The following is a 25,244-nucleotide window of genomic DNA, read 5'->3' as shown; positions in this document are numbered from 1 at the left end:
TCAGTGTTATAACTGTTATACGATTAAATTGCTAAAAAAAGAGAAAGCAGTTGTTGTTTAGAGTTTCATAACTTCCATCCTCCAGCTTCCATCTCCCAGCTTTAAAAATATTTTAAATAGAAAACTAATTATCATAAAACATTATTATAAAAGAAATTCTCACTTGATGTTACATTTTCGCTATTTTTGATACTTATCTAAAAAAGAGATCATTATGAAGAGAATTTTTTCCGGAATGCTGGTGGTTGTTTCATTGCTGCAACTCTCCGCTCAGGAATTGTATATGCCGAGAAATATTAAAAGAGCTTATGAACGAGGAACCCGTGATATTTCTGGTGCACCTGGCAAAAACTACTGGCAGAATAAAGGGATTTACAATGTTGATGTAAAAGTGGATGCCAATACAAAGACTGTTTCTGGGAAAGAAACTATTGTCTATACCAATAATAGTCCCGATAATCTTAATGAATTAGCGATAAGATTTGTAAATAACTTACATAAACCTCAATCTCCAAGATCAGGATCAGTTTCTAAAGATTTTTTGTCCACTGGGTTGAAGATCAAATCATTTATGGTAAATGGAGAAAAATATGATATCGATAGTGAAGATTGGGGAACCGTTGAAAAAGTAAAATTAAAATCAGTTTTAAAATCGAAGTCCAAAGCTGAGGTTAAGATTGAATGGGAATATCCGCTTTCTGTGCAAAGTGGAAGAGAAGGACAGATTGATCCTGAAACATTTTATGTAGCTTATTCTTTCCCTAGAATTTCCGTATATGATGATTATAACGGATGGGATATGCTTCCACATTCTGACAGACAAGAGTTTTATAATGACTTTAATGATTATAGCTTTGCCATTACAGCACCCAAGAATTATGTAGTTTGGGCAACCGGAGATTTTCTGAATCCTGAATCCGTTCTTCAGCCGGAGTATTTAAAAAGATACAAGGCTTCATTAAAAAGTGATAAGTTAATGCATATTGCTACAGAACAGGAAATGAAGTCAGGAAAAGTTACCCAGCAAAATAAATGGAATGTCTGGAAATTTAAAGCCAATCATATTACAGATTTTTGTTTTGCGATGAGTAACCATTATGTATGGGATGCAGCGAGTGTTCAGCTTAAAACCAAAAGAGCAAGTATTCAGGCGGGGTATAAAGCAGGAGCAAAAGATTTTGAACATTATGTAGACTGGATGCGTTATAATCTGGACTGGTTTTCCAAAAACTGGCCTGGGGTAGAATATCCTTATAATGTGATGACTGCCATCCAGGGATATGCAGATATGGAATATCCGATGATGATTAATGATAGCAGTATTCCTGATAATCTTCAGGATGCCAGACTTACCGCTGATCATGAAATTGCACATACCTATTTCCCTTTCTATATGGGTATCAACGAAACGAGATATGCTTTTATGGACGAAGGATGGGCGACTACTTTAGAATATCTGATTGGGATTGATGAGAATGGGGAAGAAAAAGCGAAAGACTTTTATAAAAATTTCCGTGTAAAAAAATGGATCAATGATCCTTCGGCAGAACAAGATCAGCCGATTATTACAATGAGTACGCAGGTAAGCGGTTCAGGATACGGAAATAATTCATATGTAAAATCATCATTGTCTTACCTTGCATTAAAGGATTATCTGGGAGATGAATTGTTCAAAAAAGCATTACATCACTATATGGACAACTGGAATGGAAAACATCCGGTTCCATGGGATTATTTCAATTCTATGAATACAGGTTCCGGGAAGAATCTGAACTGGTTTTTCCAGAATTGGTTTTATACCAATAATTATATTGATCTAAAAGTTGCAGGAGCTTCTCAAATGAATGATTTGCTTACTGTAAATGTAGCCAATGTAGGAGGGTTTGCTATTCCGTTTGATGCCGTGCTGTCCTATGAAGACGGAACTACTGAAAAACTGCATTTTTCACCTTCTGTCTGGGAAAAAGATCAAAAATTAACAGATCTGGTAATTCCTATTAAGAAGAAAGTAAAATCCGTACAATTGGATGGAGATCTTTTCATGGATTATACACCTGGAGATAACAGTAAAACTTTATAAAATGAAAGCCTTCAAAATCTGAAGGCTTTTTTATTTTAAAAATAGGCAGTTAATCTTAGACCTAGGGTAACATAATTTATTTTTTCTTTCGCAATCAGATTATTCAGTTCCTGATCCAGTTCAGCACTTTCCTTGATCTCATCACTGAAATGATAACGGATTGTAGAGTTGATCTGGTTATAATCCGTATAGAAAGTAAGACCTAATCCAGGGTTGAATTTATAGGTTATAGAAGCGCCTGTGTTCCAGCGGAAAGCTGGTTTAGGTTTGTATCGGGCTATCTGAAGTTCATGGTTGGGAGCATCTATTTCGTTTCCTTTTACAAATACTTTTCCACTGGCTGTAGCAGAATATCCTCCGGTTAGTTTTAGCATAAGCTGCCATTTGTCTGAGAATTCATGAGAAAAATAGGGGCCAATCCCTGCGGCCAGAAAGCCCATCGATTGTGTTTTAATTTCATGATCTCCAAAATCCTGGCCATCATCAAAGGTTATTCTTTGAGATTTAATTGGGAAGCTGCTGAAAGTAATATCTGCTCCCACACCCCATTTTTTTGAAAAGAAGTAAGCGCCTTCCAGTCCGCCTTCAAAACCGGTTTGCTTTTTGTCATCCAATTCCGATTCTTTCAGGAAGTTGGTAGTCCCTAAAGCGGTACCCATTTTTAAGGAAAGGAAAGAAGGATAATCATTCCCTTGTATTCTGGATAAAAGGCTTAAATTATCTCCTTTGTTCTTATATATTTTATCAATAAAGAAATAGCCGAGTTCTGTAGATATAATTCCAATGCCGGCACCGGCAAGGATATCCGGAACCCAGTGTCTGTTATTTAAATTTCGCCCAAGGCCTGTAATGGTGGCAGAGCCATATCCTGCAATACTGTAGGCTGGGTTTACCATTCCATATTCCTTATGGAGAAAGCTTGCGTTGGTGAAAGCCATGGCAGCATGTCCTGATGGAAAAGAATTATTTTTAGATCCATCTGGGCGTTCAACTTTTGCAGTGTATTTAATGGAGTTGACTAAAATAGCCATTATGGCTAAACTGGCTCCATAAGACAGAGTAGCTCTTCCAATATTGTTTCTTCCTTTTACACCGCCTAGCTTCAAACCATACACAGCTACGGCAGGTGCATATTGAAGGTAATCATCATATTTGACTTTGAAATTAGGAAGATATCGGTTTCTTACCTCGCGGATATTTTCTTTTTCTCCCCATGTAGCCGCCGCTGCAGTAAAAAGAATGGCAGGAGCTACAGACTTTTTTACCCATTCCTTCTTGAAAAAGGAGTGGGTTCTTTTAGTGGAGTGTTTGTATTAATCAAAGCAAGATCTTGCTGAAGATTACGAGGCTGAATGGTATCTTGTGCTTTATAACTGCAAAAATGTAATAAAATCCCTAATGTTAGGACTGATTTTTTCATCACCGTGTCTTTATTTTTAAAATCTCGTAAAAATATAAAAAAAATCTATCCCAAAAATTGAGATAGACTATTTTAATAAATTTATAATATTTCGACTTACCTTATTAATTATCTTAATCCAGCTCTTGGTCCGGAAGCGGATACTACAGCCTGCATTCTTGTTTTTTGATTAGCAGAGAACATGTACATAGACTTATCATCTACATAATCCATATAATTCATAAACATCTGAGAACGGCTTACCCCGCCACAAACTCTGTTCAAAGGATATGTTGGATTTCCGTAATTAGGACCTGGAGAAGTTGGCGTATCATTAGAATAATCTGTTTGGCAGCCTGCATCAGATGATCCCCAAAGGTGTGGAAGGTTTAGGTAGTGACCTACTTCATGTGTTACTGTTCTTCCCAGGTTGAACGGAGCCGAAGCGCCTGTTTTTCCAATATACTGATAACCTATTACAAGACCATCGTACCATTGTCCTGCATGTTCCGGGTAATAAGCATAGCCTAAAGTTCCAGGCTGATTATTTTCGTCTAGAATTGAATTAACAACCCATATATTCAAATTTTTATTTACATCAGTGGCATCAATTCCACCTGTGCTTGCTTTCTTCATTTGCTCAAGGTCAGATCTCCAGCCTGTTTTTGAATTCTGTTTACGGTTAGTAGCCACTAATTTGAAACGAATTTTTACATCACCTGCTGCTGAAGGCTGAAATGCGGAAGGAATCTTGGTGATGTCAGAGTTGGTAGCACCATAATCTGCGTTCAAAACAGCAATTTGTTCAGCGATTCTTGCATCAGAAACATTCTGGGCGGAAGTACTATAGATCACGTTAAAAACAACTGGGATTTCAACGGTTCCATCTGCAAGTACCTTTCCAAACTTAATATTTTCTGCAAATTTTTCAGTACCGAATTCAATATCGGCTATTTTTTGTTTGAGTGCAGGGTTTTTCAGAAGCATTGCTTCTCTTATTTCTTCAGACGGGCATTTTCTCTGGGTTGCCGTGGAAGCAGTAGGGGAAGCTTCTGAATTCATTGAAGATTCATTTTGATTGGTCATGCTGTCATTATTACAAGCAGACATAAAGCTCAGAATTAGAGCTCCCAAAAAGAGTTTTTTCATATCGTTATAATATAATGTGGTTGAGGGTGTGAAATTATAGCATTTGAAATTAATATGCAAATTATTTCTTTAATTATTTAATGAATATTTATATTAATGGTTAATTATTTAAATATATGGTAATATAATTTGATAAGTTTTAAATTTTAATCAATTTTGGTTTATTGTTTTATATTTCACATTTAAGTGTATTTCAAAATGAAAATAATATTATATTTCTTTATTATTTATAGAATATTTTTCACCCTAAATCCGTCAATAACATTCTTAAATATAAATCTGATAACTTTGTTTTTAACGTGTTTTGAATGTTTATAATGCTTGTCTCTACAATTTTGATTTTAACGCAAAAAAAAATCTATCCCAAATTGAGATAGATTTTAAATATTTTAAACGAATTTTAGTTAACTCTTAATCCTGCTCTAAGTCCGGTAGCAGAAACTACAGATTGCATTTTTGTTTTTTGTCCGGCAGAAAACATATATAATGATTTGTCATCAGAGTAATCCATATAATTCATAAACATTACAGATCTTTTAACCCCATAGCAGGTATTGTAAAGTGGATAAGTTGGATTTCCAGTATTAGCAGTTGTTTGTGTTGGAGTGTCTGCAATTAGGTCATCACCACATGTGGTATCTCCCCAGATATGTCTAAGGCCTAAATAGTGTCCTACTTCATGAGTGGCAGTTCTTCCTAAATTGAAATTGGCAGAGGTTCCTGTTTTACCAAAGAACGGAGCGGCAATAACTACACCATCTTTCCATGTTCCTGCATCTTCAGGCCAGGAAGAATATCCAAGAATATCTCCTCTGGTATCTGGCATTCTGCCTACCACCCAAATATTGAAATTATTCGCAGTATTAGTTGCGTCAATTCCTCCTTTAGATGCAAGTTTCATATTATTTTTATCTCTATCTGTTTTGGTCCATGATGATTTGGTTGTGGATTTTCTGATCGTATTTACCAATTTGAATCTTACTTTTACATCACCAGCTTTTACCCCTTGAAATTCTGTAGGTATCTTGGAAACATCGGTATTGGTTCCCCCATAGTCTGCATTCAATACATCAATTTGTTCTGTGATCCTTGCAGCTGAAACATTTTCTGTTGCATTACTGTATAATACATTTACCACTACTGGGATTTCAACCGTTCCATCTGCAAGAACTTTTCCCATTGCTGCTTTTTTTTGCGAAGTTTTCAGCATTAGCTTCAAGATCAGCTACCTTTTGCCTTAAGGCTGGATCATTCTTCAGTGCTTCATTTCTCATTTCTTCTGAAGGGCAGTTTCTCTCTGTTGCAGTGAAGGCAGTAGAAGAAGCTTCAGAATTTATTTGTGTTTCATTTTGATTGGTCATGCTGTCATTGTTACATGCAGACATTAAACTAAGAGCAAGCGCTCCAAATAATAATTTTTTCATATCGTTTTTCTATTTTGAGGATGTGAAATTATATTATTTGAAATTAATATGCAAATAATTTTGACATTTATTTATATTATAATCAATCGAATGGTTGTTTTATTGATTATAATATTGTTTATTTGTCATTTTGTTGAATTTTAGTCAATTTATGTTTTTGCTTTATTTATTTCATTCTTAAGTGGATTATTCTATATAAATGATGATGTTGTTTTGAGTTTTATAGAATTTTTTTTACTTAAAATTAATTCGCAAAACCATTTTTAATAGCAAAAACAGCCAGGCCTACACGGGTCTTCAAATCTAGCTTTTCACATAACTGGTCACGATAACTTTCTACTGTTCTGGGGCTGCAACACATTCTGTCTGCAATTTCTTTATAACTAAGTTCCGTAACCGTATATTTTAGAAATTCTTTTTCGCGTTCAGATATTTTTATAGCATTTTCAATGTCATTCCCTTTATTGAGATTAGAGAATATAATCTTTGAGGCCCATTCAGGGTAAAAGAAGCCATCAGAGTTTAATCTTATCAATGCGGTTTCCAGATCTTTTGGATGGGTATTTTTTAAAAGATAACCTTTTGCTCCGTTTTTAATCATTTTAATGACGCTATTGTCGTCACCCTGCATGCTGAGTGCCATCACTTTGATGTCGGGATGATTTTTGGTCACCCAGGCTGCGGTTTCAAAGCCGTCCATAATCGGCATGCTGACATCCATAAGAATAATATCCGGAATTGTATTTCCTTCTTCGAATTTTTGGATCAGATCTTTTCCGCTTTCACAAACATAGATCACTTCAAATTCACTGAAGTTGCCAATAATTCCTTCAAGGGCTTTAGCAATAAGTATATGATCGTCAACAATTACAATTGTTTTTTTCATGGCTGTTTCTTTAAGATAATATTAAGTTGGGTTCCTGCATTCTTTTCACTCTCCAGACGGAAGTCTGCACCAATGATTTCAGCTCTGTTTTTCATATTAGTGAGACCAATTCCATTAGATTGAGTCCGGGTTGTATCAAATCCGACTCCATCATCACGAATGGTAAGTTCCCAAAGTATGTTTTCAGAAGTATTTAAGCTGATGAAAATATTTTTGCAGTGAGAGTGTTTTATGCTGTTCTGGATAAATTCCTGAGTGATTCTTAGCAATAGATTTTTATGAACAAAACCAAGATCCAGGTAGTCAAAATTATGTTCAAAACTGATCAGGCATTTCTTCAGAGAATTGGTATTGTCAACTTCTTCCTGAATTAAAGTTACGATTTCTTTTTGACTGATATTATCATCAGTCAATGTTTTTGAGAGACTGCGCAGATCCTGTAATGACTGATTGATGATTTGTGAAACCTGGTCAATTCTCTCATTGGCTTCAGGAACTTTGTTCTCGTAAAGCATTTGCTGAACATATAGACTCACCAATGTCAGCTTTTGCCCGATATTGTCATGGAGCTCTCTTCCAATCTGCTGCATGGTAGCCTGCTGGATCTCGAGCTGAGTAGAGAGAAGTTCTCTTTGATGAATTTCATTTTTCATCTCTATTTCATTAAGATATTCTCTTTTGCGCTGTCTGTAATTCCTGATATAGATAGCCACAGCAACGGCAAACATTACAAAGAATGTATTGAAAAGGATGATCGTGATTATTAATTCTGCTTTCCCCATATGAATGAACTTGCAAATAAAAGATACATGATAGTTCCCGAAACCTGAAAATAAGCAAAATATAGATCCCATAGATCTCTATATTCCCAAAGAAGAGACATGAAGGTCATAAACGGGAGTGTTCCTATATAAAAAAGAGTATTACCCAAATTAATATAAAACATCCTGTTGGTACTGAATTTTAGGATTTCTGTCGAATTAACCTGCTTATAATATTCCATAACCACCAGTACCATCAAAAATATACATCCTAAAGTGTAATTGGGAGCATACACAACTTTTCTTTCTACAAAGAGTGAAAGCTGCGGAATAAAAGCTGCAAAATATAGCAAAGAAAAGATGTAGAATAGTTTGGGCTTCTTCAGGGATTTTATCGCATATAACCAATAAAAGAAAATAAACTGCAATGGCATTACAAAATAGTTGTAAAAAATAATCCTATCGATACGAAGTTCCTCCTCTGCCCATTTCACAGACGATTCACATAGGAATATAGCAATAAGATACAAAGCGAAAAGTTTCCAATGCAGTTTTTTTTCACGGTTAAAATAAATAATGGATACTAAAGCAGCGATAGCCTCTCCGGTATACATAAATTGTGCGAAAAACCTCTGGAATTCAGTCATAGTTTATAATAAGTTCTTTTAATTAATTCTAAAGCATTCCTATGGAGCTTGCTGGGGGAGATAAAGTGCCTTGATTTTCACCGATCCCTTTAGGAGGTGGTGAGCCTTTTGCAGAGAGTGAAAGATTAGCTATTTTTCCATTTTTAGGTTGTAATGAATGAAAATCGAAGTGTGAAATTTCGCCTTCTTCAGTTTCTTTTTTCAAAGTAGGCACCATTACAAGGGTGTGTCTTTCAGAGTATTCTTGAGGAACAGGATGGCTTTCCATAATGTCCCAGTTTTCGATTTTCGGATAAGCGGCATAATAAAATCTGATGCCCAAATCTTCCTGGGTACATTCAGGATTTATTTTCAGGGCTTCATGTTCTAACTTCTTAATGAAGTTTTTCAACTTGGTAAGATCAAACCATATAGAGTTGGCATCAGTTATTCCCATGGTTTCATTAATGGCAATCATTTGGTTTTGACGATAGTTGTCAATGAGAACTTTGATAAGATCATTTGACATTGCTCCTGAGCTTAGAGGCTCTTGTTCATTAGTAGTTTCTGTTTTCATAACTTAGTTTTATAATAGAGCATCCGTGTTTCCGCAAATTTCGTAAAAAAATATGGGAGTAAATAGGATAGGGAATAGGGAATTACACTGTTATTTTTACCGTGTTTTTACGGATTGCGTATTTAAGGAAAAAAGAATAAAAGTAAAACTAAAGTGTTTCTCATAAAAAAAACGGAGAATTACTCTCCGTTTTGCTTTAAATACAAGGGTATTTTCTTGGATCTCTGCAAATCATTCCTGATGTACAGCATAAGCCGGTAGGGCAGTTCCAGTTTTCATCACATTCAATGATAGGAAGAAGTAACCCGCCTTCAATTTTCTTTAATTCTTGTCTTTTTAATTTTTTCATACTGATTTTGTTTAAGTTATTCATTTATTGGAATATAAATTTAATTATATTTCACGTTATTAAGATATAAATTAATGAAAAATTCAATTATTTAAATAAAAAATGAGTGCCGCAGATTTCTCTACAGCACTCATCTACAAAAATTAATGTATATGAAAAAAACTACTTTATTTTTTATTGTTCAGTAGGTCTGAATACCAGTCCTGTTTCTGTAAAATAATCCAGGGTAATTCTGTCACCGTCATTTACATTTCCTGCAAGGATTTCTTTAGACAGCTTATTTAATACATCCTGTTGGATTACTCTTTTAAAGGTCTTGCTCCAAATGCAGGATCATATCCTTTTTCCATCAGGTAATCTACTGCGTCTTGAGTGAAGGTCATGATGATATTACGTTTTGCGAGCATATCATTAAATCCTCTCAACTGATACTGAACGATTTTTCCGATTTCTTTTTTTCTTAAAGGCTGGAACAATACAACCTCGTCAATTCTGTTCAGGAATTCAGGACGTAACGTTTGTTTTAAAAGATCGAAAACTTCATCTTTGGTTTTATCCACAATCTCATCCTGATTTTCCTCAGTTAAGTTTTCAAAATTCTCCTGAATCAGATGCGAACCTAAATTCGAAGTCATAATGATAATTGAATTTTTGAAATTCACTACACGACCTTTATTATCTGTTAAACGGCCATCATCCAAAACTTGAAGTAAGGTGTTGAAAACATCGGGATGTGCTTTTTCAATCTCATCCAGAAGCACTACAGAATAAGGTCTTCTTCTTACGGCTTCAGTTAATTGTCCACCTTCGTCATATCCAACATATCCCGGAGGAGCTCCTACCAATCTGGAAACACTGTGACGCTCCTGATATTCACTCATATCAATTCTGGTCATGTTATTTTCATCATCAAATAAGAACTCAGCTAAAGCTTTTGCAAGCTCAGTTTTACCGACACCAGTTGTTCCTAAGAATAAGAAAGATCCGATTGGTTTTTTATCATCGCTCAATCCGGCTCTGTTTCTTCTTATTGCATCTGCTACAGCCTCAATTGCCTCGTTTTGTCCTACCACTCTGTGGTGAAGTTCAGCTTCAAGATTTAATAATTTATCTCTTTCAGACTGTAACAGTTTAGTTACAGGAATACCTGTCCATTTTGCAATGACTTCAGAAATATTTTCAGACGTTACTTCCTCTTTGATCAATTCATTCTGATTATTCTGCATTTCCAATTCCACTTTGGCCAGTTCGTCTTCTTTTTCACGAAGTTTTCCATACTGGATTTCCGCTACTTTTGCATAATCTCCGGCTCTCGATGCTCTTTCTGCTTCTAACTTCAGAGATTCAATATCTTTTTTGATCTGGGTAAGATCTTCACTTTTCTGTTTTTCTTTCAGCCATTTTGCATTGATCTCATTTCTCTGTTCAGAAATTTTGGAAATGTCTTCTTTTAAATGATCAATTTTAGTTTGGTTGCCTTCTCTTGAGATAGCGGCTAATTCAATCTCCAGCTGCATAAGCTTTCTGTCTAGAACATCCAGTTCTTCCGGTTTGGAATTAATTTCCATTCTCAATTTTGCAGAAGCCTCGTCAATAAGGTCAATCGCTTTGTCCGGTAAAAATCGGTCTGAAATATATCTTTGAGACATTTCCACTGCAGCAATAATTGCTTCATCTTTGATTCTTACTTTATGATGAGCCTCATATTTATCTTTAATTCCACGAAGGATGGAGATGGCAGATTCAGTATCCGGTTCCTCCACCATTACTTTTTGGAAACGTCTTTCTAAGGCCTTATCTTTTTCGAAATACTTTTGATATTCATTTAAAGTGGTTGCTCCAATCGCTCTTAACTCACCTCTTGCAAGAGCTGGCTTTAAAATATTGGCAGCATCCATCGCTCCTTCACCACCTCCGGCACCTACTAAAGTATGGATCTCATCAATAAAAAGAATGATCTGTCCATCGGATTTTATCACTTCATTGACTACGGATTTCAGACGCTCTTCAAACTCACCTTTATATTTTGCTCCGGCGATCAATGCTCCCATATCCAATGAATATAATGTTTTATCCATCAGGTTTTCAGGAACATCACCACTGATGATTCTGTGCGCAATCCCTTCTGCAATAGCTGTTTTACCTACACCGGGTTCTCCGATAAGAATAGGATTGTTTTTGGTTCTTCTGGAAAGGATCTGCAATACTCTTCTGATCTCTTCATCACGTCCGATTACCGGATCCAGCTTTCCTTCAGCAGCTAATTCATTGAAGTTTTTAGCATATTTATTCAAAGATTGATAAGTCTCTTCTGAACTTGCAGAAGTAGCCTTACTTCCTTTTCTTAATTCTTTAATGGCTCCTTCCAGTAATTTCTTAGTTACACCCATGTCTTTCAACATTTGAGAAACTTCAGAGCTGGTTTCTATTAGGGATAGCCATAAATGTTCAATCGTTACATATTCATCACCCATTTTTTTAGCGATGTTGGGGGCATCCAGCAATACTTTGTTTGCTGATTGTGAAAGATAGATATTTCCTCCCTGTACTTTAGGAAGCTTTTCTAAGTTTTCACGATTTCGCTCTCTTACTAAAGCAGCATCTGCTTCAGACTTCTTTAATAGAAAAGGTGATATATTTTCATCAACCTGAAAGATTCCTTCTAGGAGATGTTGAGGTTCGATACTTTGATTGCCAAATTCCATAGCAACTTGTTGTGCTGCCTGGATGGCTTCTTGTGATTTTACAGTATATTGGTTTAAGTTCATATTATCTATATTTTTGGTAATGATTCGTTCAAAGTTTAGTTTTAAAAACATCAAGAAACTAAATTTTCAAGCTCAGTTTCTTAATGCCAATCAATTATTTAATCATGTAATCGATGACTGTATCGCAAAAACTGTTCAATTATTAAATTTACAAAAAAAATGGACAAAATTTCCGGATTATATATTTTTAACGATAATTTAACTTGACAAAATTTCCGATTCATTAAAATTTTCTCTGAAATTGATGAACAAATAGTCAGGTCGGAGAAAAAAAGCTCCCCAACTCAATTTTGAAATCAATGAATTTAGTAGATTACAAGATTCAATTTATTTCAGAATAACTACTTTTGCATTTTTACAGATGGAACTTAAAGAAAAACAAAGGAAAATATTAGACGTAGCTGTAGAGCTTTTCAAGGAGAAGGGCTATATGGGAAGCTCAGTAAGAGACCTCGCTACGAAGCTTAATATCAAGGCTGCATCATTATATGCCCATATCCGTTCGAAAGAAGAAATTCTGGAGTGGGTTTGTTTTGGCATTGCCCAGGAGTTTTTCGATGAGCTTCAGGAAGTAAAAAACACAGATATTGCTCCAAGGGAAAAACTGAATCTGTTTTTGGATAAACATTTGTCGGTGGTTCTTAAAAATCGAGATGTAACTCATATTTATTCTATTGAATGGAGACATCTGGAAGAAAGGCTTCCTGAATTCATAGAGCTAAGGAAAAATTATCAGCAAGAAGTGGAACAGCTGATTTCTGAAATCTATCAAGCGGAAAACTGGGAATTGAAATCCCCATCATTTACTACAAGATTCATTCTGCATACTTTAAATAATTCCTATTTCTGGTTTAAAAGAAGTAGTGATTCAACTGATGAGATCACTGAGGAAATAAGGGACAAGATTCTTTATGGTCTGCTCGGAAACCAAAGCAATTAATATATACTTTGTCATTGACTACGTCGAATCTTTGATTTCTAACGAAAGAAGAATCTCTATAATTATTTTGAATTTAGCTAATACTTTAGTTTAGATTCGACGCTTCACTTCTGAACTTTGTTTGCATACCTTCAGTCTGTGCTCTGAATGACAAATTATCCGAATCTCAAGTTTCAGTTATTTAGAACCATTCAAAATATGACGAAAATCATAAAAATTTTGTCAGCTTCCAAAATCTTTTTAAATTTACACCTAACAAATGTTAGTTAGTTTTATGGATTTTTCAGTTGAATATCTGGAGCTGGGTCAGTTGAGACAGCTTCAATCCGATCGCTTAGTAAATCTCATGGGTTATCTGAACGAGAAGTCGGAATTTTATAGAAGAAAGTTTGATGAATTGCAGATATCTCCACAGGATATAAGGACCATTGCAGATATCACGAAACTTCCAATTACTTACAAACAGGACTTAAGAGACAACTATCCATTTGGTTTATTTACAGTTCCTAAAAATGAACTTCAGAGAATTCACTGTTCAAGTGGAACAACGGGTAAGCCAACAGTGGTGGGATATACCAAAGAAGATGTAGATCTTTTCAGTGAAGTGGTAGCAAGATCTTTAAGTGCAGCAGGAGCAAGACCAGGAATGCAGCTACATAATGCTTATGGTTATGGGATTTTTACAGGCGGGTTAGGACTTCACTATGGAGCAGAAATGTTGGGAATGAGTGTTCTTCCTATTTCGGGAGGAATGACAGCCAGACAGGTAGATCTTATTGTAGATTTTAAGCCGGAAGTAATCTGTTGTTCCCCATCTTATGCTTTAACCATTGCTGATGAATTTGCTAAAAGAGGAATTTCTGCGGATGAAATCAGTCTAAAGTACGCCGTATTAGGATCTGAGCCGTGGACAGAAATTATCAGAGGCCATATTGAAGAAAGATTAGGCGTTCATGCCACCAATATTTATGGTTTGAGCGAAATTATCGGTCCAGGAGTTTCTATGGAAGATTTTGAGGAAAAAGGAGGTTCTTACATTTGGGAAGACCATTTTTATCCTGAAATTTTAGATCCGATTACAAAAGAACCGGTTCCTTTCGGAGAAGAAGGTGTATTGGTGATTACCACGTTAACGAAAAAAGCAATGCCGCTTCTGCGTTACTGGACGAATGATATCACAAGTCTTTATTATGACGAAAATGCCAAAAGAACCATGGTAAAAATGAAACCCATTGTTGGAAGAGCAGATGATATGCTGATTGTAAGAGGGGTAAATGTGTATCCAAGTCAGATTGAAGATGCTTTTTCCCATGTAAAAGGAGTGGTTCCCAATTATTATTTAACTCCAATTGAGAAAGAACATATGTGTGTGGCTTTAGATATTGATATTGAAATTGATGATGAACTGGTCAATGCACAAAAAATAGAAGCAAATACCGATGATTATTTTAATTTTGTTGGAAGCTTCGGAAAAAATATTGAAAACGAAATCAAAAAGAGAGTAGGCATCACTACAAAAGTGAAAGTTCATGCTCAGGACAGTTTGCCGAAGTGCGAAGGTGGAAAAATTAATAGAATACTTAAAAAATAATGAATTCATTTTATAAACTTAAAACTGTAAGGGTTCAGAAGGATACTTCAGACGCGGTAAATGTTGCCGTGGAGATTCCGGAAGAGCTGAAAGACAAGTTCAGGTTCAAACAAGGACAATACCTTAATTTCCGAATGATGATCAACGGAAATGAGGAGAGACGTTCTTACTCTATCTGCAATGCTCCAAGCGAAAAAAGCAATACACTGGAAGTTTTGGTGAAATTGCTGGAAGGCGGAAAGGTATCCGGATATTTCAATGAGCATCTTCATATGGATGAAATGCTGGAAGTAATGCCCCCAATGGGTGGCTTCAATACTTCTTACCACCCAACTAACGTGAAAACATATGTTGGTTTGGCTGCAGGAAGTGGAATTACCCCGGTTTTATCCAATATTAAAGAAAGCCTTTATCAGGAACCTAACAGTAATGCTTATTTATTCTACAGCAACAGAAGCATGAATCATGTTCTGAGAAAAGCTGAAATCGATAAGTTGGTAGAACAGTTTAACGGAAGGTTTAAAGTGATTTATCTGGTAAGCCGTGAAAAGCATGAAGATCCTGTTTTTGAAGGAAGAATTTCAGCAGAAAAATTAGATCAGCTGTTTGAAAGATATACTGAAATTGATGTAAAAGAAGCCACTTATTTTATTTGTGGTCCTTCAGAAATGATTAAAGGGATTGCAGATTATTTAAAGAAAGATAAAAAAGTACCGGCTATTCAGGTTTTATTTGAATACTTCACTGCTCCTGACGAAGAAAATACGGAGGAGATGAGTGATGAATTCAAAGCGATTGCCAATATTGAAAGTATGGTAACGGTAATTATTGATGATGATGAATATTCATTTCACCTTAATTCCAAAAAAGAGAGTATCTTAGATAAAGCATTAAAAGACAATCTTCCTGTGCCGTTTGCATGTAAAGGGGGAGTGTGTTGTACGTGTAAAGCGGAAGTTTTAGAAGGAGAGGTTTTCATGGAGAAAAACTATGCGCTTACCGAAGACGAAGTAGCCAGAGGTTACGTTCTTACCTGTCAATGTCACCCGACAACGAATGTGGTGATGCTTAATTATGATGTTTAATTCAATTTGAAAATGTACTAATTTGGAAATTTGAAAATGGGTAATCGTTTATTCTCATTTTCTCTAAATAATTTTCAAATTAACTAATTTTCAAATTCTCAAATTAAAAGATTATGGACTTAGAAAAATTTGTTCAATACGTTCACGAAGAAAATAAAGTAGAACCAAAAGATGTAATGCCGGATGATTACAGAAAATTATTGGTTCGTCAGATTTCACAACACGCCCATTCTGAAATTGTAGGAATGCTGCCGGAAGCCAACTGGATTTCCAGAGCACCTTCATTGAGAAGAAAAATGGCGCTTCTGGCTAAGGTTCAGGATGAGGCAGGACATGGTTTATACCTTTATTCTGCAACAGAAACTTTAGGAGACGGAAGTATCAGAGCAGACAGAGATGCTACTTATGATGATATGCTGGAAGGAAAAGCAAAGTATTCAAGCATCTTTAATTATCCAACATTAAGCTGGGCTGATATAGGGGCTATCGGCTGGTTGGTTGATGGTGCAGCTATTATGAACCAGGTAATGCTGATGGGGAACTCTTACGGACCTTATTCAAGAGCGATGGTGAAAATCTGTAAAGAGGAGTCTTTCCACCAAAGACAAGGATATGAGATCCTAATGGCGCTTTGTCGCGGTACCAAACAGCAGAAAGAAATGGCTCAGGCTTCGTTAAACCGTTTCTGGTGGCCAGCCTTAATGATGTTCGGTCCAAATGATGACAGTTCACCAAACTCTAAGATCTCTATGAACTACAGAGTAAAAAGAGAAAGTAATGATAGTCTTCGTCAAAGATTTATTGATGTTACTGTTTCTCAGGCTGAATTCTTAGGATTAACCATTCCGGATAAAGACCTGAAGTGGAATGAGGAAAGACAGCATTACGATTTCGGAGAACTTCCTTGGGGTGAATTCATGGAAATTTTAAAAGGAAACGGTCCTTGCAATAAAAAGCGTATTGAGACTAAGAGAAAGGCTCAGAGAGAAAATTCATGGGTAAAAGAAGCAGCAATTGCTTTTGCAGAGAAACAACAAAAAGAAGTAATATAATTTGAAAATGTGCTAATTTGAAAATTTGAAAATGACTTTAACCACGTTATTTATACTCAAATTTTCAATGAACACGATTCATCAATTTTCAAATTAACCAATTTTCAAATTTTCAAATTAATTATGGCAAATTTAGATATGTGGGAAGTGTTTATTCAGACTAAACCGGGATTATCTCACAAACACGTTGGAATAGTACAGGCGCCAACTGCAGAAATGGCTTTACAGAACGCAAGAGACGTTTATACAAGAAGAAAAGAGGGAACTTCTGTTTGGGTAGTTCCAAGTAAATATATTGTGACTTCGGAAGGAGTGGATAAAGAAGCATTCTTTGATCCGGCAGATGATAAACTATACCGTCACCCAACGTTCTACGAAATTCCAAACGACGTAAAAAATATGTAATAAAATAGACTTGGAGATAATAGACGAATAGATAAAAGACCTTAAGGCTTACTTGTCTATCATCTATCCGTCTATTATCTATTAGTCTTCAAATCTATTAAACAATGAACCCATTATATAATTATTTATTAAAACTAGCAGATGACAGTTTCATTATGGGACAGCGTCTGTCTGCATGGTGCGGTGAAGGCCCTTATTTAGAGGAAGATATTGCATTAACGAATATTGCGTTGGATGAACTTGGCCAGGCTAATAACTTTTATGTGTATGCTTCAAGGGTTATTGACAATGGTAAAAGTGAAGATGATATCGCTTTCTTAAGATATGAACATGAATATATAAACGCGCATTGGACAGAACTTCCTAACGAAGATTATGCTCAGACGATTCTTAAGGTTTATGTTTTCTCAGTGTATCAGAAACTGATGTATGAAGCATTATCCAATTCAGCGAATGAAGAATTGTCAGCAATTGCCCAAAAATCATTAAAAGAAGTAAGATATCACTATACTCATGCTGCATCTTGGATGAAAATCTTTGCTCAGGGAACGGAAGAAAGTCGTACGCGTCTAGAAAATGCTATTGAAAATATCTGGGAATACACCAAAGGATTGTTTGCCAAATCAGAAGGTGAAGATGATCTTGTTGCCTTGAATATCGTTCCTAATGTTGATGAACTGTATAAAGAGTTTGTTGCCATTACAGAAAAAGATTTCCAAAGCTTCGGATTAGAGTACCCAACGAATCCGTTCATGCAGCCAAAATCAAGAACAGGATATCATACAGAATACTTTGGATTTATCCTTTGTGAGCTTCAGTATATGCAGAGAGCATATCCTGGGTGTACTTGGTAGGAAGTGATGAAAAAGATGATTCTGGGAATACTTGCTTTTTTTTCTTATTGCATATGTACTGCTATGTATAGGAGTCTATTTCTACCAGGAGAAAATTATTTTTTATCCTGAAAAGTTACCTGAAAATTATAAGTTTAGTTTTGATGGTAGCTTTGAAGAAATAACAATCCGGACAAAGGATGAAAAGCATTTGAGTTCGGTTTTATTTAAAACTCAGAACCCAAAAGGGGTTATCTTTTATCTTCATGGAAACGGAGGGTCAATTAGAGGCTGGGGGGAAGTGACTCAATTGTATAGCAGTATGAATTATGATACATTTATATTGGATTACAGAGGCTACGGAAAAAGCGAAGATAAGATCAAAAATAAAGATCAGCTTTCTTCAGATATTGAGACTGCTTATCAGGAACTTTTAAAAAGGTATCCGGAAAACAAAGTTATTATTTTAGGATATTCTGTAGGAACGGGATTGGCGGCTAAATTAGCATCTGCGCATCATGCAAAGCTGTTGATTTTACAAGCTCCTTATTACAGTATGAAAGATGAAATGAATCAGAAATTTTCATTTCTTCCTAAGTTTCTTCTGAAATATAATTTTGAAACCAACGAATATTTAAAAACCGTGCCATCACCCGTTGTTATTTTTCATGGTGATAAAGATGAGGTTATTCATTATAACGCTTCTTTAAAGCTTAAGAATCATTTTAAAAAAGGGGATCGTCTGATTGTATTAAAAGGTCAGACTCATAACGGAATAACAGATAATTTGGACTATCAGAATTCAATGAAATTAATTCTTGATTCTGATGAAAAATAGAATATGAATCAGCTTTTAGATTTATTAAAAACAATTCCCGATCCGGAAATTCCGGTGATTGATATTGTGGAATTAGGAATTGTAAGAGATGCACAGGCTACAGGTGAAAATACTTGTGAAGTGACAATTACACCAACCTATTCTGCATGTCCTGCAATGTTTACCATCGAAGAAGATATCATCAAAATGATGAAAGAAAACGGATGGGAAGCTAAAGTAGTCACCAAAATGTTTCCGATATGGACAACAGATTGGCTGACTGATGAAGCGAGAGAAAAACTTCGTGCTTTCGGAATTACGCCTCCTGAAAAAGGAGCAGACGAACATCATATCGGGAAACCGAAGAAATGTCCGCGTTGTGGTTCTGAGCACACCAAACAGATCAGCAGATTTGGTTCTACTCTGTGTAAGGCATCATACCAATGTTTAGACTGTCTGGAACCTTTTGACTATTTTAAATGCCACTAAAATGAGTAGAACAATAAATCAAAATATCAGTTTACCATCACATTTATGGACTATGCAAAACATAACGATGTTATGGCTAGATTATTAAATTGTTAGACGATTACATTGATTTATATTGTTAAATTAGTGCATTGTTAAAAATAAAATACAAAACTATGTATACACAACTCGATATTGAATCGCATTTTGACGGAAAGCTTAAAATCGCCTACCTGAATCAGCCTGAAACAATGAACGCACTTACAAAACCTTCTTTAGGGGATCTGAAAGATTTCATTAAAGAATGCAGTGAAGATGAAAATGTAAGATGCGTTGCCATTTCCGGAAGAGGAAGAGCTTTTTGTTCAGGTCAAAATCTTGAAGAAGCTTTTGCGGTAGGTAAAGAGCACCATGATCAGGATATCATCAGAAAAATTGTGGTAGATTACTATAATCCATTGGTAATGGAAGTAACGCGTTGCAAAAAACCGGTTATTGCCTTAGTAAATGGCCCCGCAGTAGGAGCTGGTGCTATGTTGGCGCTAATCTGTGACTTCGTATTGGCTAATAACAAAGCTTATTTCGCTCAGGCATTTTCAAATATCGGTTTGATTCCTGATACAGGAGGAACTTACTTCTTACCGAAGCTTTTAGGTAGACAATTGGCTAATTATTTAGCGTTCACAGGTAAAAAATTATCTGCTGAAGAATCTAAAGCTCACGGTCTTGTCGCTGAGGTGTTCACAGAAGAAGAATTCGGGCCAAAATCAATGGAAATCCTTGAGAGAATGGCGAATATGCCAACAGCAGCAATTAAGCTAACGAAAAAAGCCTTTGCAAACTCATACACCAACACTTTAAAAGAGCAGTTGGAGCTTGAAGGTGATCTGCAACAGGAAGCCGCAGAAACAGAAGACTTCATAGAAGGTGTAAATGCCTTTTTACAGAAAAGAAAACCTAATTATAAAGGAAAATAAATCAATTTGAAAATGGGTTAATTTGAGAATTTGAAAATGAGAGACGATAGAGAAAATGTTATTGTAAAGAAAACTTTTGGATTTGCATTAGATATTATTGAATTTTCTGAGGTCCTGCATAAAGCAAACAGATTTCCGCTTGCTAATCAAATTTTTAAATCCGGAACTTCAATTGGTGCAAACGTAAGAGAAGCTCAAAATGCTGAGAGTAAGGCTGATTTTATTCATAAAATTAAAATTGCTGCCAAAGAAGCAGATGAAACTGAGTACTGGCTTTTATTGTGTTTAAAGTCTCCATATTTGAATTCGCCTGAAGAAAAATTACTTTTAGATCTAAGAGAAATAATATTAATTCTCTCTAAAATTATTTCAACATCAAAATTTAAATAATTTTCAAATTAACTCATTCTCAAATTTTCAAATTAAAACTATGAACATTGGAATTATTGGGGCAGGAACCATGGGCGTTGGAATAGCTCAGGTAGCTGCAACAGCAGGATGCAAGGTCGTTTTATTCGATGCTAATGCTCCACAAATAGATAAAGCACTTACAGGTTTAGAGAAAACCCTTCAGAAATTAGCTGAAAAAGGAAAAATTTCTCAGGAAAAAGCCACAGAGATCAGAAACAATATCGTAAAAGGTGAAGTATTACAGGATTTAAAAGATTCTCATTTGGTCATCGAAGCGATCATTGAAAACAAAGACATCAAAACCAAAGTTTTTACAGAATTGGAGACATATGTTTCTGAAGACTGTATCATCGGTTCCAATACATCATCTATTTCTATCACCTCCCTTGGTGCAGAATTAAAGAAACCGGAGCGTTTCATCGGAATTCACTTCTTCAATCCAGCTCCGTTGATGCCTTTAGTGGAAGTAATTCCCTCTTTATTAACAGAAAAAACTTTAGCTGAAAAAATATACAACCTCATGAAAGAATGGGGTAAAATACCTGTTATTGCTAAGGATATTCCAGGATTTATTGTCAACAGAATTGCCCGTCCATATTATGGTGAAGCATTAAGAATTGTTGAAGAGAATATTGCCACGCCGGAACAGGTAGATGAAGCAATGAAAACAATAGGAAACTTCAAAATGGGACCTTTTGAATTAATGGACCTTATTGGAGTAGATGTAAATTTTGCCGTAACAACAACGGTTTACAAAGATTATTTCTATGATCCGAAATATAAACCTTCTCTACTTCAGCAGAGAATGTCTGAGGCTAAACTTCATGGAAGAAAAACAGGGAAAGGTTTTTACGATTATAGCGAAGGAGCAGAAAAGCCTGTTGCTGAGAAAGATGATGCTTTGTATCAGCAGATTTTTTTAAGAATCATTTCAATGTTAATCAACGAAGCTGTAGAAGCTAAAAGATTAGGTGTTGCTAATGACGAAGATATTGAGCTGGCTATGCAAAAAGGAGTAAACTATCCAAAAGGATTATTAGGCTGGGGACAGGAAATCGGATATTCAAAAATTTCTGAAACCTTACAGAACCTTTACAATGAATATCAGGAAGAAAGGTACAGACAAAGTCCTTTGCTTCGTAAAATGAATTAGATAATTTGAAAATGTGCCAATTTGAAAATTGATTATAACAGGTTTTCATTTTCAAATTTTCAAATTTATTTAATTTTCAAATTAATAGTATGAATATAGAAGAATTCAGAGCAGAACTGGAAACAAGGCTTCTCATTGAGAAACAGTATTTAACAGAGGAAGCTTCTTCCATAGACAGTCAGGAAAAACTTGAGTTGTTGGGGAAGTTTAATGAAAAATACAGAACGCTGATTCAAAGACTAGCCAATGAAAGTGGAATTGATTTAACCGCAATGTATGAAACAGAAGACAGCTCTGACAATTTCGATACCCTCCTTTCATACGAGCAGGTAATTTTAGGTAAAACGATGAGTATTTACGACAGATTATCAGATGAATTGTATGAAGAAATAATAAACGAAGAGTAGAAATGAATCCAAGACAAGTAGCAGATTATATGTTCAATCAGGATTATTTTTCCCAATGGATGAATATCAAAATGATTGAAGTAAAAGAAAATTACTGTTTAATAGAAATGCCCATCAAGAAAGATATGATTAATGGGCTTAGAACGGTGCATGGTGGAGTTACTTTCGCCTTTGCAGATTCAGCACTGGCTTTTTCATCAAATAATACCGGAGATGCAGCCGTTGCTCTAAACTGTATTATCAATTTTACCAAGGCAGGGAAAGAAGGTGACGTTTTCAGAGCAGAAAGTGTTTTGGTAAATGATACCAGAAAAACAGCCGTTTATGATATTAATATCACCAATCAAAACGATGAACTGATTGCAAAATTTGTAGGAACAGTATATAAAATCGGAAAGAAAGTAACAGAATTATAAAGAATTTGAAAATTTGAATATGCGGTAATTTGAAAATTATCGAGCACCTTTAATTTTACTTATCTAAAATTTTCAAATTTTCAAATTGACTCATTTTCAAATTAAAATTATGAACAACGTATACATCATAGACTATGTCAGAACTCCCATTTCAAAACTACAGGGAGGATTATCAGAAGTAAGAGCCGATGATTTGGCAGCTATTGTTATCAAAGAAGTAGTAGCAAGAAATCCGGAGGTTCCTGTGGAGGAAATTGAAGATGTGATTTTCGGATGTGCTAATCAGGCTGGGGAAGATAACAGAAACGTAGCCAGAATGGGGCTTTTGTTGGCTGGACTTCCATATAAAATTGGAGGTGAGACGGTAAATAGACTGTGCGCTTCAGGAATGTCGGCGGTAGCTAATGCTTTTCGTTCCATTGCAGCTGGTGAAGGTGAAATTTATATTGCAGGTGGAGTAGAGCATATGACGCGCTCTCCTTATGTAATGTCCAAACCAAGTGCAGCTTTCGGAAGAGACAGCCAGATGTATGATACCACTTTTGGATGGAGATTTATCAATCCCAAAATGAAAGAAATGTATGGTGTTGACGGTATGGGTGACACTGCAGAAAATCTTGCAGACATGCACCAGATCAACAGGGAAGATCAGGACAAATTTGCCCTTTGGTCTCAGCAAAAAGCAACCAAAGCTCAGGAAAGTGGAAGATTAGCAGAAGAAATTGTAAAAGTTGAGATTCCACAGAGAAAAGGTGATCCCATCGTTTTTGAAAAAGACGAGTTTATTAAACCAACTTCTTCCATGGAAGGATTAGGAAAACTTCGTCCGGCTTTCAGAAAAGAAGGAACAGTAACTGCCGGAAATGCTTCAGGAATGAATGATGGAGCAGCAGCATTAATTTTAGCAAGCGAAGAAGCTGTAAAAAAATATGGATTAAAACCAAAAGCTAAAATTTTAGGATCTTCCGTAGCAGGTGTAGAACCAAGAATTATGGGAATCGGGCCTGTAGAAGCTACTCAAAAATTATTAAAAAGATTAAACCTATCTCTTGAAGACATGGACATCATCGAATTAAACGAAGCTTTTGCAGCACAAGCTTTAGCTGTAACAAGAAGCTTAGGTTTACAGGATGATGATGCCAGAATTAACCCAAACGGTGGTGCTATTGCCATCGGTCACCCACTAGGTGTTTCCGGAGCAAGAATCATCGGCTCTGCAGCCATGGAACTTCAGAAACAGGATAAGAAATATGCATTGTGTACCCTTTGTATCGGTGTTGGACAAGGCTATGCAATGATCATTGAAAAAGTATAAATCAATTTGAAAATGAAACAATTTGAGAATTTGAAAATGTTTAGCGGCATTATTCATTTTCAAATTAACTCATTCTCAAATTCTCAAATTAAAAAAATATGAACATCTACTCATATCACGGAATCCGTCCCATTATCAAACCATCTGCCTATATCCATCCACAGGCAGTGATTATCGGGAATGTGGAAATTGGTGAAGAAGTCTATATTGGTCCCAATGCCGTAATACGCGGCGACTGGGGGAAAATTATCATTAAAGATGGAGCCAATGTTCAGGAGAACTGTACGCTTCATGTTTTCCCGAATATAGAAACCATTTTGGAAGAATCTGCTCATATTGGGCATGGAGCTATTATTCATTCAGGACATATCGGAAAAAACTGTTTGATCGGAATGAATTCTGTGGTGATGGATAAAGCTTATATCGGTGATGAAAGTATTGTCGGTGCTTTAGCTTTCGTTCCTGCTAATTTCAGATGTGAACCTAGAAAACTGATTGTAGGAAGCCCTGCAAAAGTTATCCGCGATGTTTCTGATGAAATGATCCATTGGAAAACAGAAGGAACAAAATTGTATCAGGAATTGGCAAGAGAAGGAAAAGAAGCCATTCTGCCTTGTGAACCATTTACTGAATATGTTCAGCAGACACCAACGAAAATTGTGGATTACAGTATCTGGGATGATATAAAATAAATAACCTAAACCTTATAGGTTTTTAAAACCTATAAGGTTTGCACTCCCCCCTCTCAAAAAAATAAGCACAAAATGAAAAATAAATGGTTAGTAATACAGAAAGTTTTGAGTGCGGATATGTCTATCACATATATTCCCACGCTAATGGAAAAGATTTGATTTTTCGTGAAGATGAAAATTATCAGTACTTTTTAAATAAATTATTGAAGCATATTACCCCTGTTGCGGATGTTTATGCTTACTGTTTATTACCTAATCATTTCAATTTACTGCTAAGATTTAAAGAAGTTAATGAAAATGACCATAAGTATTTGATGAAGCCTTTTAGTAATTTATTGAATGCCTATGCTAAAGCTTATAACAAAAGGTACAATAGAAAAGGTGCTCTTTTTCTTGACTTTTTGAAACGTAAAAAAGTTAATGATGAAAAATATTTATTAAAGGTGTTGCATTATATTCATAACAATCCGGTAAATCATGGCTTAGTAAATGATATTAACAAATGGAAATATACATCATATAATTCCTATACTAATTTATCTAAACCTAGTAAGGTAGAGCGGATGCAATTGATGGAATATTTTGATACAACAGAAGATTTTATTAAATATCATGTATCTAATGTAGAATATGACTTTATGGATTTAGAATAAAAAAATCTAA

The 25,244-nt window shown here is 35.5% G+C and carries 27 protein-coding genes and 1 pseudogene; 17 read left to right on the top strand and 11 right to left on the bottom strand.

From position 1 onward, the window contains the following. Positions 1 to 214: 214 nt before the first annotated feature. Positions 215 to 2,080: a M1 family metallopeptidase gene (locus tag H5J24_RS20145; protein ID WP_068938841.1), complete on the top strand. Its 1,866-nt coding sequence runs from the start codon at positions 215 to 217 to the stop codon at positions 2,078 to 2,080. A 35-nt stretch (positions 2,081 to 2,115) separates the two neighbouring features. Here the strand turns inward: H5J24_RS20145 and H5J24_RS20140 are convergent, their stop codons facing one another. From H5J24_RS20140 to clpB, 11 genes and pseudogenes are all read right to left on the bottom strand, one after another. After that, positions 2,116 to 3,195 (bottom strand): phosphatase PAP2 family protein, encoded by a 1,080-nt coding sequence (locus H5J24_RS20140; protein WP_232815812.1) that lies wholly within the window; start codon positions 3,193 to 3,195, stop codon positions 2,116 to 2,118. A gap of 146 nt (positions 3,196 to 3,341) precedes the next feature. Beyond that, complete coding sequence (locus tag H5J24_RS20135; protein WP_232815811.1) at positions 3,342 to 3,500, bottom strand: hypothetical protein; 159 nt, start codon at positions 3,498 to 3,500, stop codon at positions 3,342 to 3,344. Positions 3,501 to 3,608: 108 nt separating this feature from the next. Further along, on the bottom strand, positions 3,609 to 4,628 hold the full coding sequence (locus H5J24_RS20130; RefSeq protein ID WP_068938844.1) for a zinc metalloprotease: 1,020 nt from the start codon (positions 4,626 to 4,628) through the stop codon (positions 3,609 to 3,611). Positions 4,629 to 5,028: 400 nt separating this feature from the next. Then, entirely contained in the window at positions 5,029 to 5,808 is a 780-nt protein-coding gene (locus H5J24_RS20125; protein ID WP_232815810.1) for a zinc metalloprotease, read from the bottom strand. Further along, positions 5,777 to 6,052 (bottom strand): hypothetical protein, encoded by a 276-nt coding sequence (locus H5J24_RS20120; protein ID WP_232815809.1) that lies wholly within the window; start codon positions 6,050 to 6,052, stop codon positions 5,777 to 5,779. The genes H5J24_RS20125 and H5J24_RS20120 overlap by 32 nt, the downstream gene beginning before the upstream one ends. A gap of 244 nt (positions 6,053 to 6,296) precedes the next feature. Continuing rightward, entirely contained in the window at positions 6,297 to 6,938 is a 642-nt protein-coding gene (locus tag H5J24_RS20115) for a response regulator transcription factor (protein ID WP_068938848.1), read from the bottom strand. After that, positions 6,935 to 7,720, bottom strand: a complete 786-nt coding sequence (locus tag H5J24_RS20110) for a sensor histidine kinase (RefSeq protein ID WP_068938850.1) — start codon at positions 7,718 to 7,720, stop codon at positions 6,935 to 6,937. Before H5J24_RS20110 ends, H5J24_RS20115 begins: the two co-directional genes overlap by 4 nt. After that, positions 7,702 to 8,346, bottom strand: a complete 645-nt coding sequence (locus H5J24_RS20105) for a hypothetical protein (RefSeq protein ID WP_068938852.1) — start codon at positions 8,344 to 8,346, stop codon at positions 7,702 to 7,704. Before H5J24_RS20105 ends, H5J24_RS20110 begins: the two co-directional genes overlap by 19 nt. A 28-nt stretch (positions 8,347 to 8,374) precedes the next feature. Next, positions 8,375 to 8,902 carry a hypothetical protein gene (locus tag H5J24_RS20100; RefSeq protein WP_068938854.1) on the bottom strand — a complete coding sequence of 176 codons (528 nt, stop codon included), beginning with the start codon at positions 8,900 to 8,902 and terminating at the stop codon, positions 8,375 to 8,377. A 196-nt stretch (positions 8,903 to 9,098) separates the two neighbouring features. Beyond that, on the bottom strand, positions 9,099 to 9,251 hold the full coding sequence (locus H5J24_RS20095) for a hypothetical protein (RefSeq protein ID WP_167386941.1): 153 nt from the start codon (positions 9,249 to 9,251) through the stop codon (positions 9,099 to 9,101). A 174-nt stretch (positions 9,252 to 9,425) separates the two neighbouring features. Next, positions 9,426 to 12,019, bottom strand: a pseudogene (clpB, locus tag H5J24_RS20090) (ATP-dependent chaperone ClpB). Between the two features lie 361 nt (positions 12,020 to 12,380). On the opposite strand from clpB, the gene H5J24_RS20085 reads away from it, so the two are divergent. From H5J24_RS20085 to H5J24_RS20010, 16 genes are all read left to right on the top strand, one after another. Continuing rightward, the gene (locus H5J24_RS20085) at positions 12,381 to 12,959 is read left to right on the top strand and encodes a TetR/AcrR family transcriptional regulator (protein ID WP_068938860.1); all 579 of its coding nucleotides are present in this window, start codon (positions 12,381 to 12,383) and stop codon (positions 12,957 to 12,959) included. Between the two features lie 274 nt (positions 12,960 to 13,233). Continuing rightward, positions 13,234 to 14,550, top strand: coding sequence for a phenylacetate--CoA ligase family protein (locus tag H5J24_RS20080; protein WP_068938862.1), 1,317 nt, complete (start codon positions 13,234 to 13,236; stop codon positions 14,548 to 14,550). After that, positions 14,550 to 15,635, top strand: coding sequence for a 2Fe-2S iron-sulfur cluster-binding protein (locus H5J24_RS20075; protein ID WP_068938864.1), 1,086 nt, complete (start codon positions 14,550 to 14,552; stop codon positions 15,633 to 15,635). Before H5J24_RS20080 ends, H5J24_RS20075 begins: the two co-directional genes overlap by 1 nt. Positions 15,636 to 15,748: 113 nt before the next feature. Next, positions 15,749 to 16,687, top strand: a complete 939-nt coding sequence (gene paaA, locus H5J24_RS20070; protein WP_045501831.1) for a 1,2-phenylacetyl-CoA epoxidase subunit PaaA — start codon at positions 15,749 to 15,751, stop codon at positions 16,685 to 16,687. A gap of 123 nt (positions 16,688 to 16,810) precedes the next feature. Next, positions 16,811 to 17,092, top strand: coding sequence for a 1,2-phenylacetyl-CoA epoxidase subunit PaaB (paaB, locus tag H5J24_RS20065; RefSeq protein ID WP_002981782.1), 282 nt, complete (start codon positions 16,811 to 16,813; stop codon positions 17,090 to 17,092). A gap of 104 nt (positions 17,093 to 17,196) precedes the next feature. Next, positions 17,197 to 17,946 carry a 1,2-phenylacetyl-CoA epoxidase subunit PaaC gene (paaC, locus tag H5J24_RS20060; RefSeq protein WP_068938866.1) on the top strand — a complete coding sequence of 250 codons (750 nt, stop codon included), beginning with the start codon at positions 17,197 to 17,199 and terminating at the stop codon, positions 17,944 to 17,946. A gap of 31 nt (positions 17,947 to 17,977) precedes the next feature. Next, entirely contained in the window at positions 17,978 to 18,763 is a 786-nt protein-coding gene (locus tag H5J24_RS20055; RefSeq protein ID WP_232815808.1) for an alpha/beta hydrolase, read from the top strand. Positions 18,764 to 18,766: 3 nt separating this feature from the next. Then, a complete protein-coding gene (gene paaD / locus H5J24_RS20050; RefSeq protein WP_068938869.1) occupies positions 18,767 to 19,231 on the top strand; it encodes a 1,2-phenylacetyl-CoA epoxidase subunit PaaD in 465 nt (154 codons plus the stop codon). Between the two features lie 155 nt (positions 19,232 to 19,386). Further along, complete coding sequence (locus tag H5J24_RS20045) at positions 19,387 to 20,187, top strand: enoyl-CoA hydratase/isomerase family protein (protein WP_068938871.1); 801 nt, start codon at positions 19,387 to 19,389, stop codon at positions 20,185 to 20,187. Positions 20,188 to 20,223: 36 nt separating this feature from the next. Then, on the top strand, positions 20,224 to 20,577 hold the full coding sequence (locus tag H5J24_RS20040; protein ID WP_068938874.1) for a four helix bundle protein: 354 nt from the start codon (positions 20,224 to 20,226) through the stop codon (positions 20,575 to 20,577). 40 nt (positions 20,578 to 20,617) lie between these two features. Then, positions 20,618 to 21,751, top strand: a complete 1,134-nt coding sequence (locus H5J24_RS20035) for a 3-hydroxyacyl-CoA dehydrogenase NAD-binding domain-containing protein (RefSeq protein ID WP_068938876.1) — start codon at positions 20,618 to 20,620, stop codon at positions 21,749 to 21,751. Between the two features lie 89 nt (positions 21,752 to 21,840). Continuing rightward, positions 21,841 to 22,158, top strand: coding sequence for a hypothetical protein (locus tag H5J24_RS20030; RefSeq protein ID WP_068938878.1), 318 nt, complete (start codon positions 21,841 to 21,843; stop codon positions 22,156 to 22,158). A gap of 2 nt (positions 22,159 to 22,160) precedes the next feature. Continuing rightward, the gene (locus H5J24_RS20025) at positions 22,161 to 22,574 is read left to right on the top strand and encodes a PaaI family thioesterase (protein ID WP_068938880.1); all 414 of its coding nucleotides are present in this window, start codon (positions 22,161 to 22,163) and stop codon (positions 22,572 to 22,574) included. Positions 22,575 to 22,683: 109 nt separating this feature from the next. Next, positions 22,684 to 23,889, top strand: coding sequence for a 3-oxoadipyl-CoA thiolase (gene pcaF, locus H5J24_RS20020; protein WP_068938881.1), 1,206 nt, complete (start codon positions 22,684 to 22,686; stop codon positions 23,887 to 23,889). Positions 23,890 to 23,987: 98 nt separating this feature from the next. After that, positions 23,988 to 24,581 carry an acyltransferase gene (locus H5J24_RS20015; RefSeq protein WP_068938883.1) on the top strand — a complete coding sequence of 198 codons (594 nt, stop codon included), beginning with the start codon at positions 23,988 to 23,990 and terminating at the stop codon, positions 24,579 to 24,581. An 83-nt stretch (positions 24,582 to 24,664) separates the two neighbouring features. Next, positions 24,665 to 25,234 (top strand): transposase, encoded by a 570-nt coding sequence (locus tag H5J24_RS20010; RefSeq protein ID WP_068938886.1) that lies wholly within the window; start codon positions 24,665 to 24,667, stop codon positions 25,232 to 25,234. The last annotated feature ends 10 nt before the right edge of the window (positions 25,235 to 25,244 follow it).

Source organism: Chryseobacterium capnotolerans (genome assembly GCF_021278965.1).
Lineage (GTDB): Bacteria > Bacteroidota > Bacteroidia > Flavobacteriales > Weeksellaceae > Chryseobacterium > Chryseobacterium capnotolerans.
This window is presented reverse-complemented; position numbering and strand designations above follow the sequence as displayed.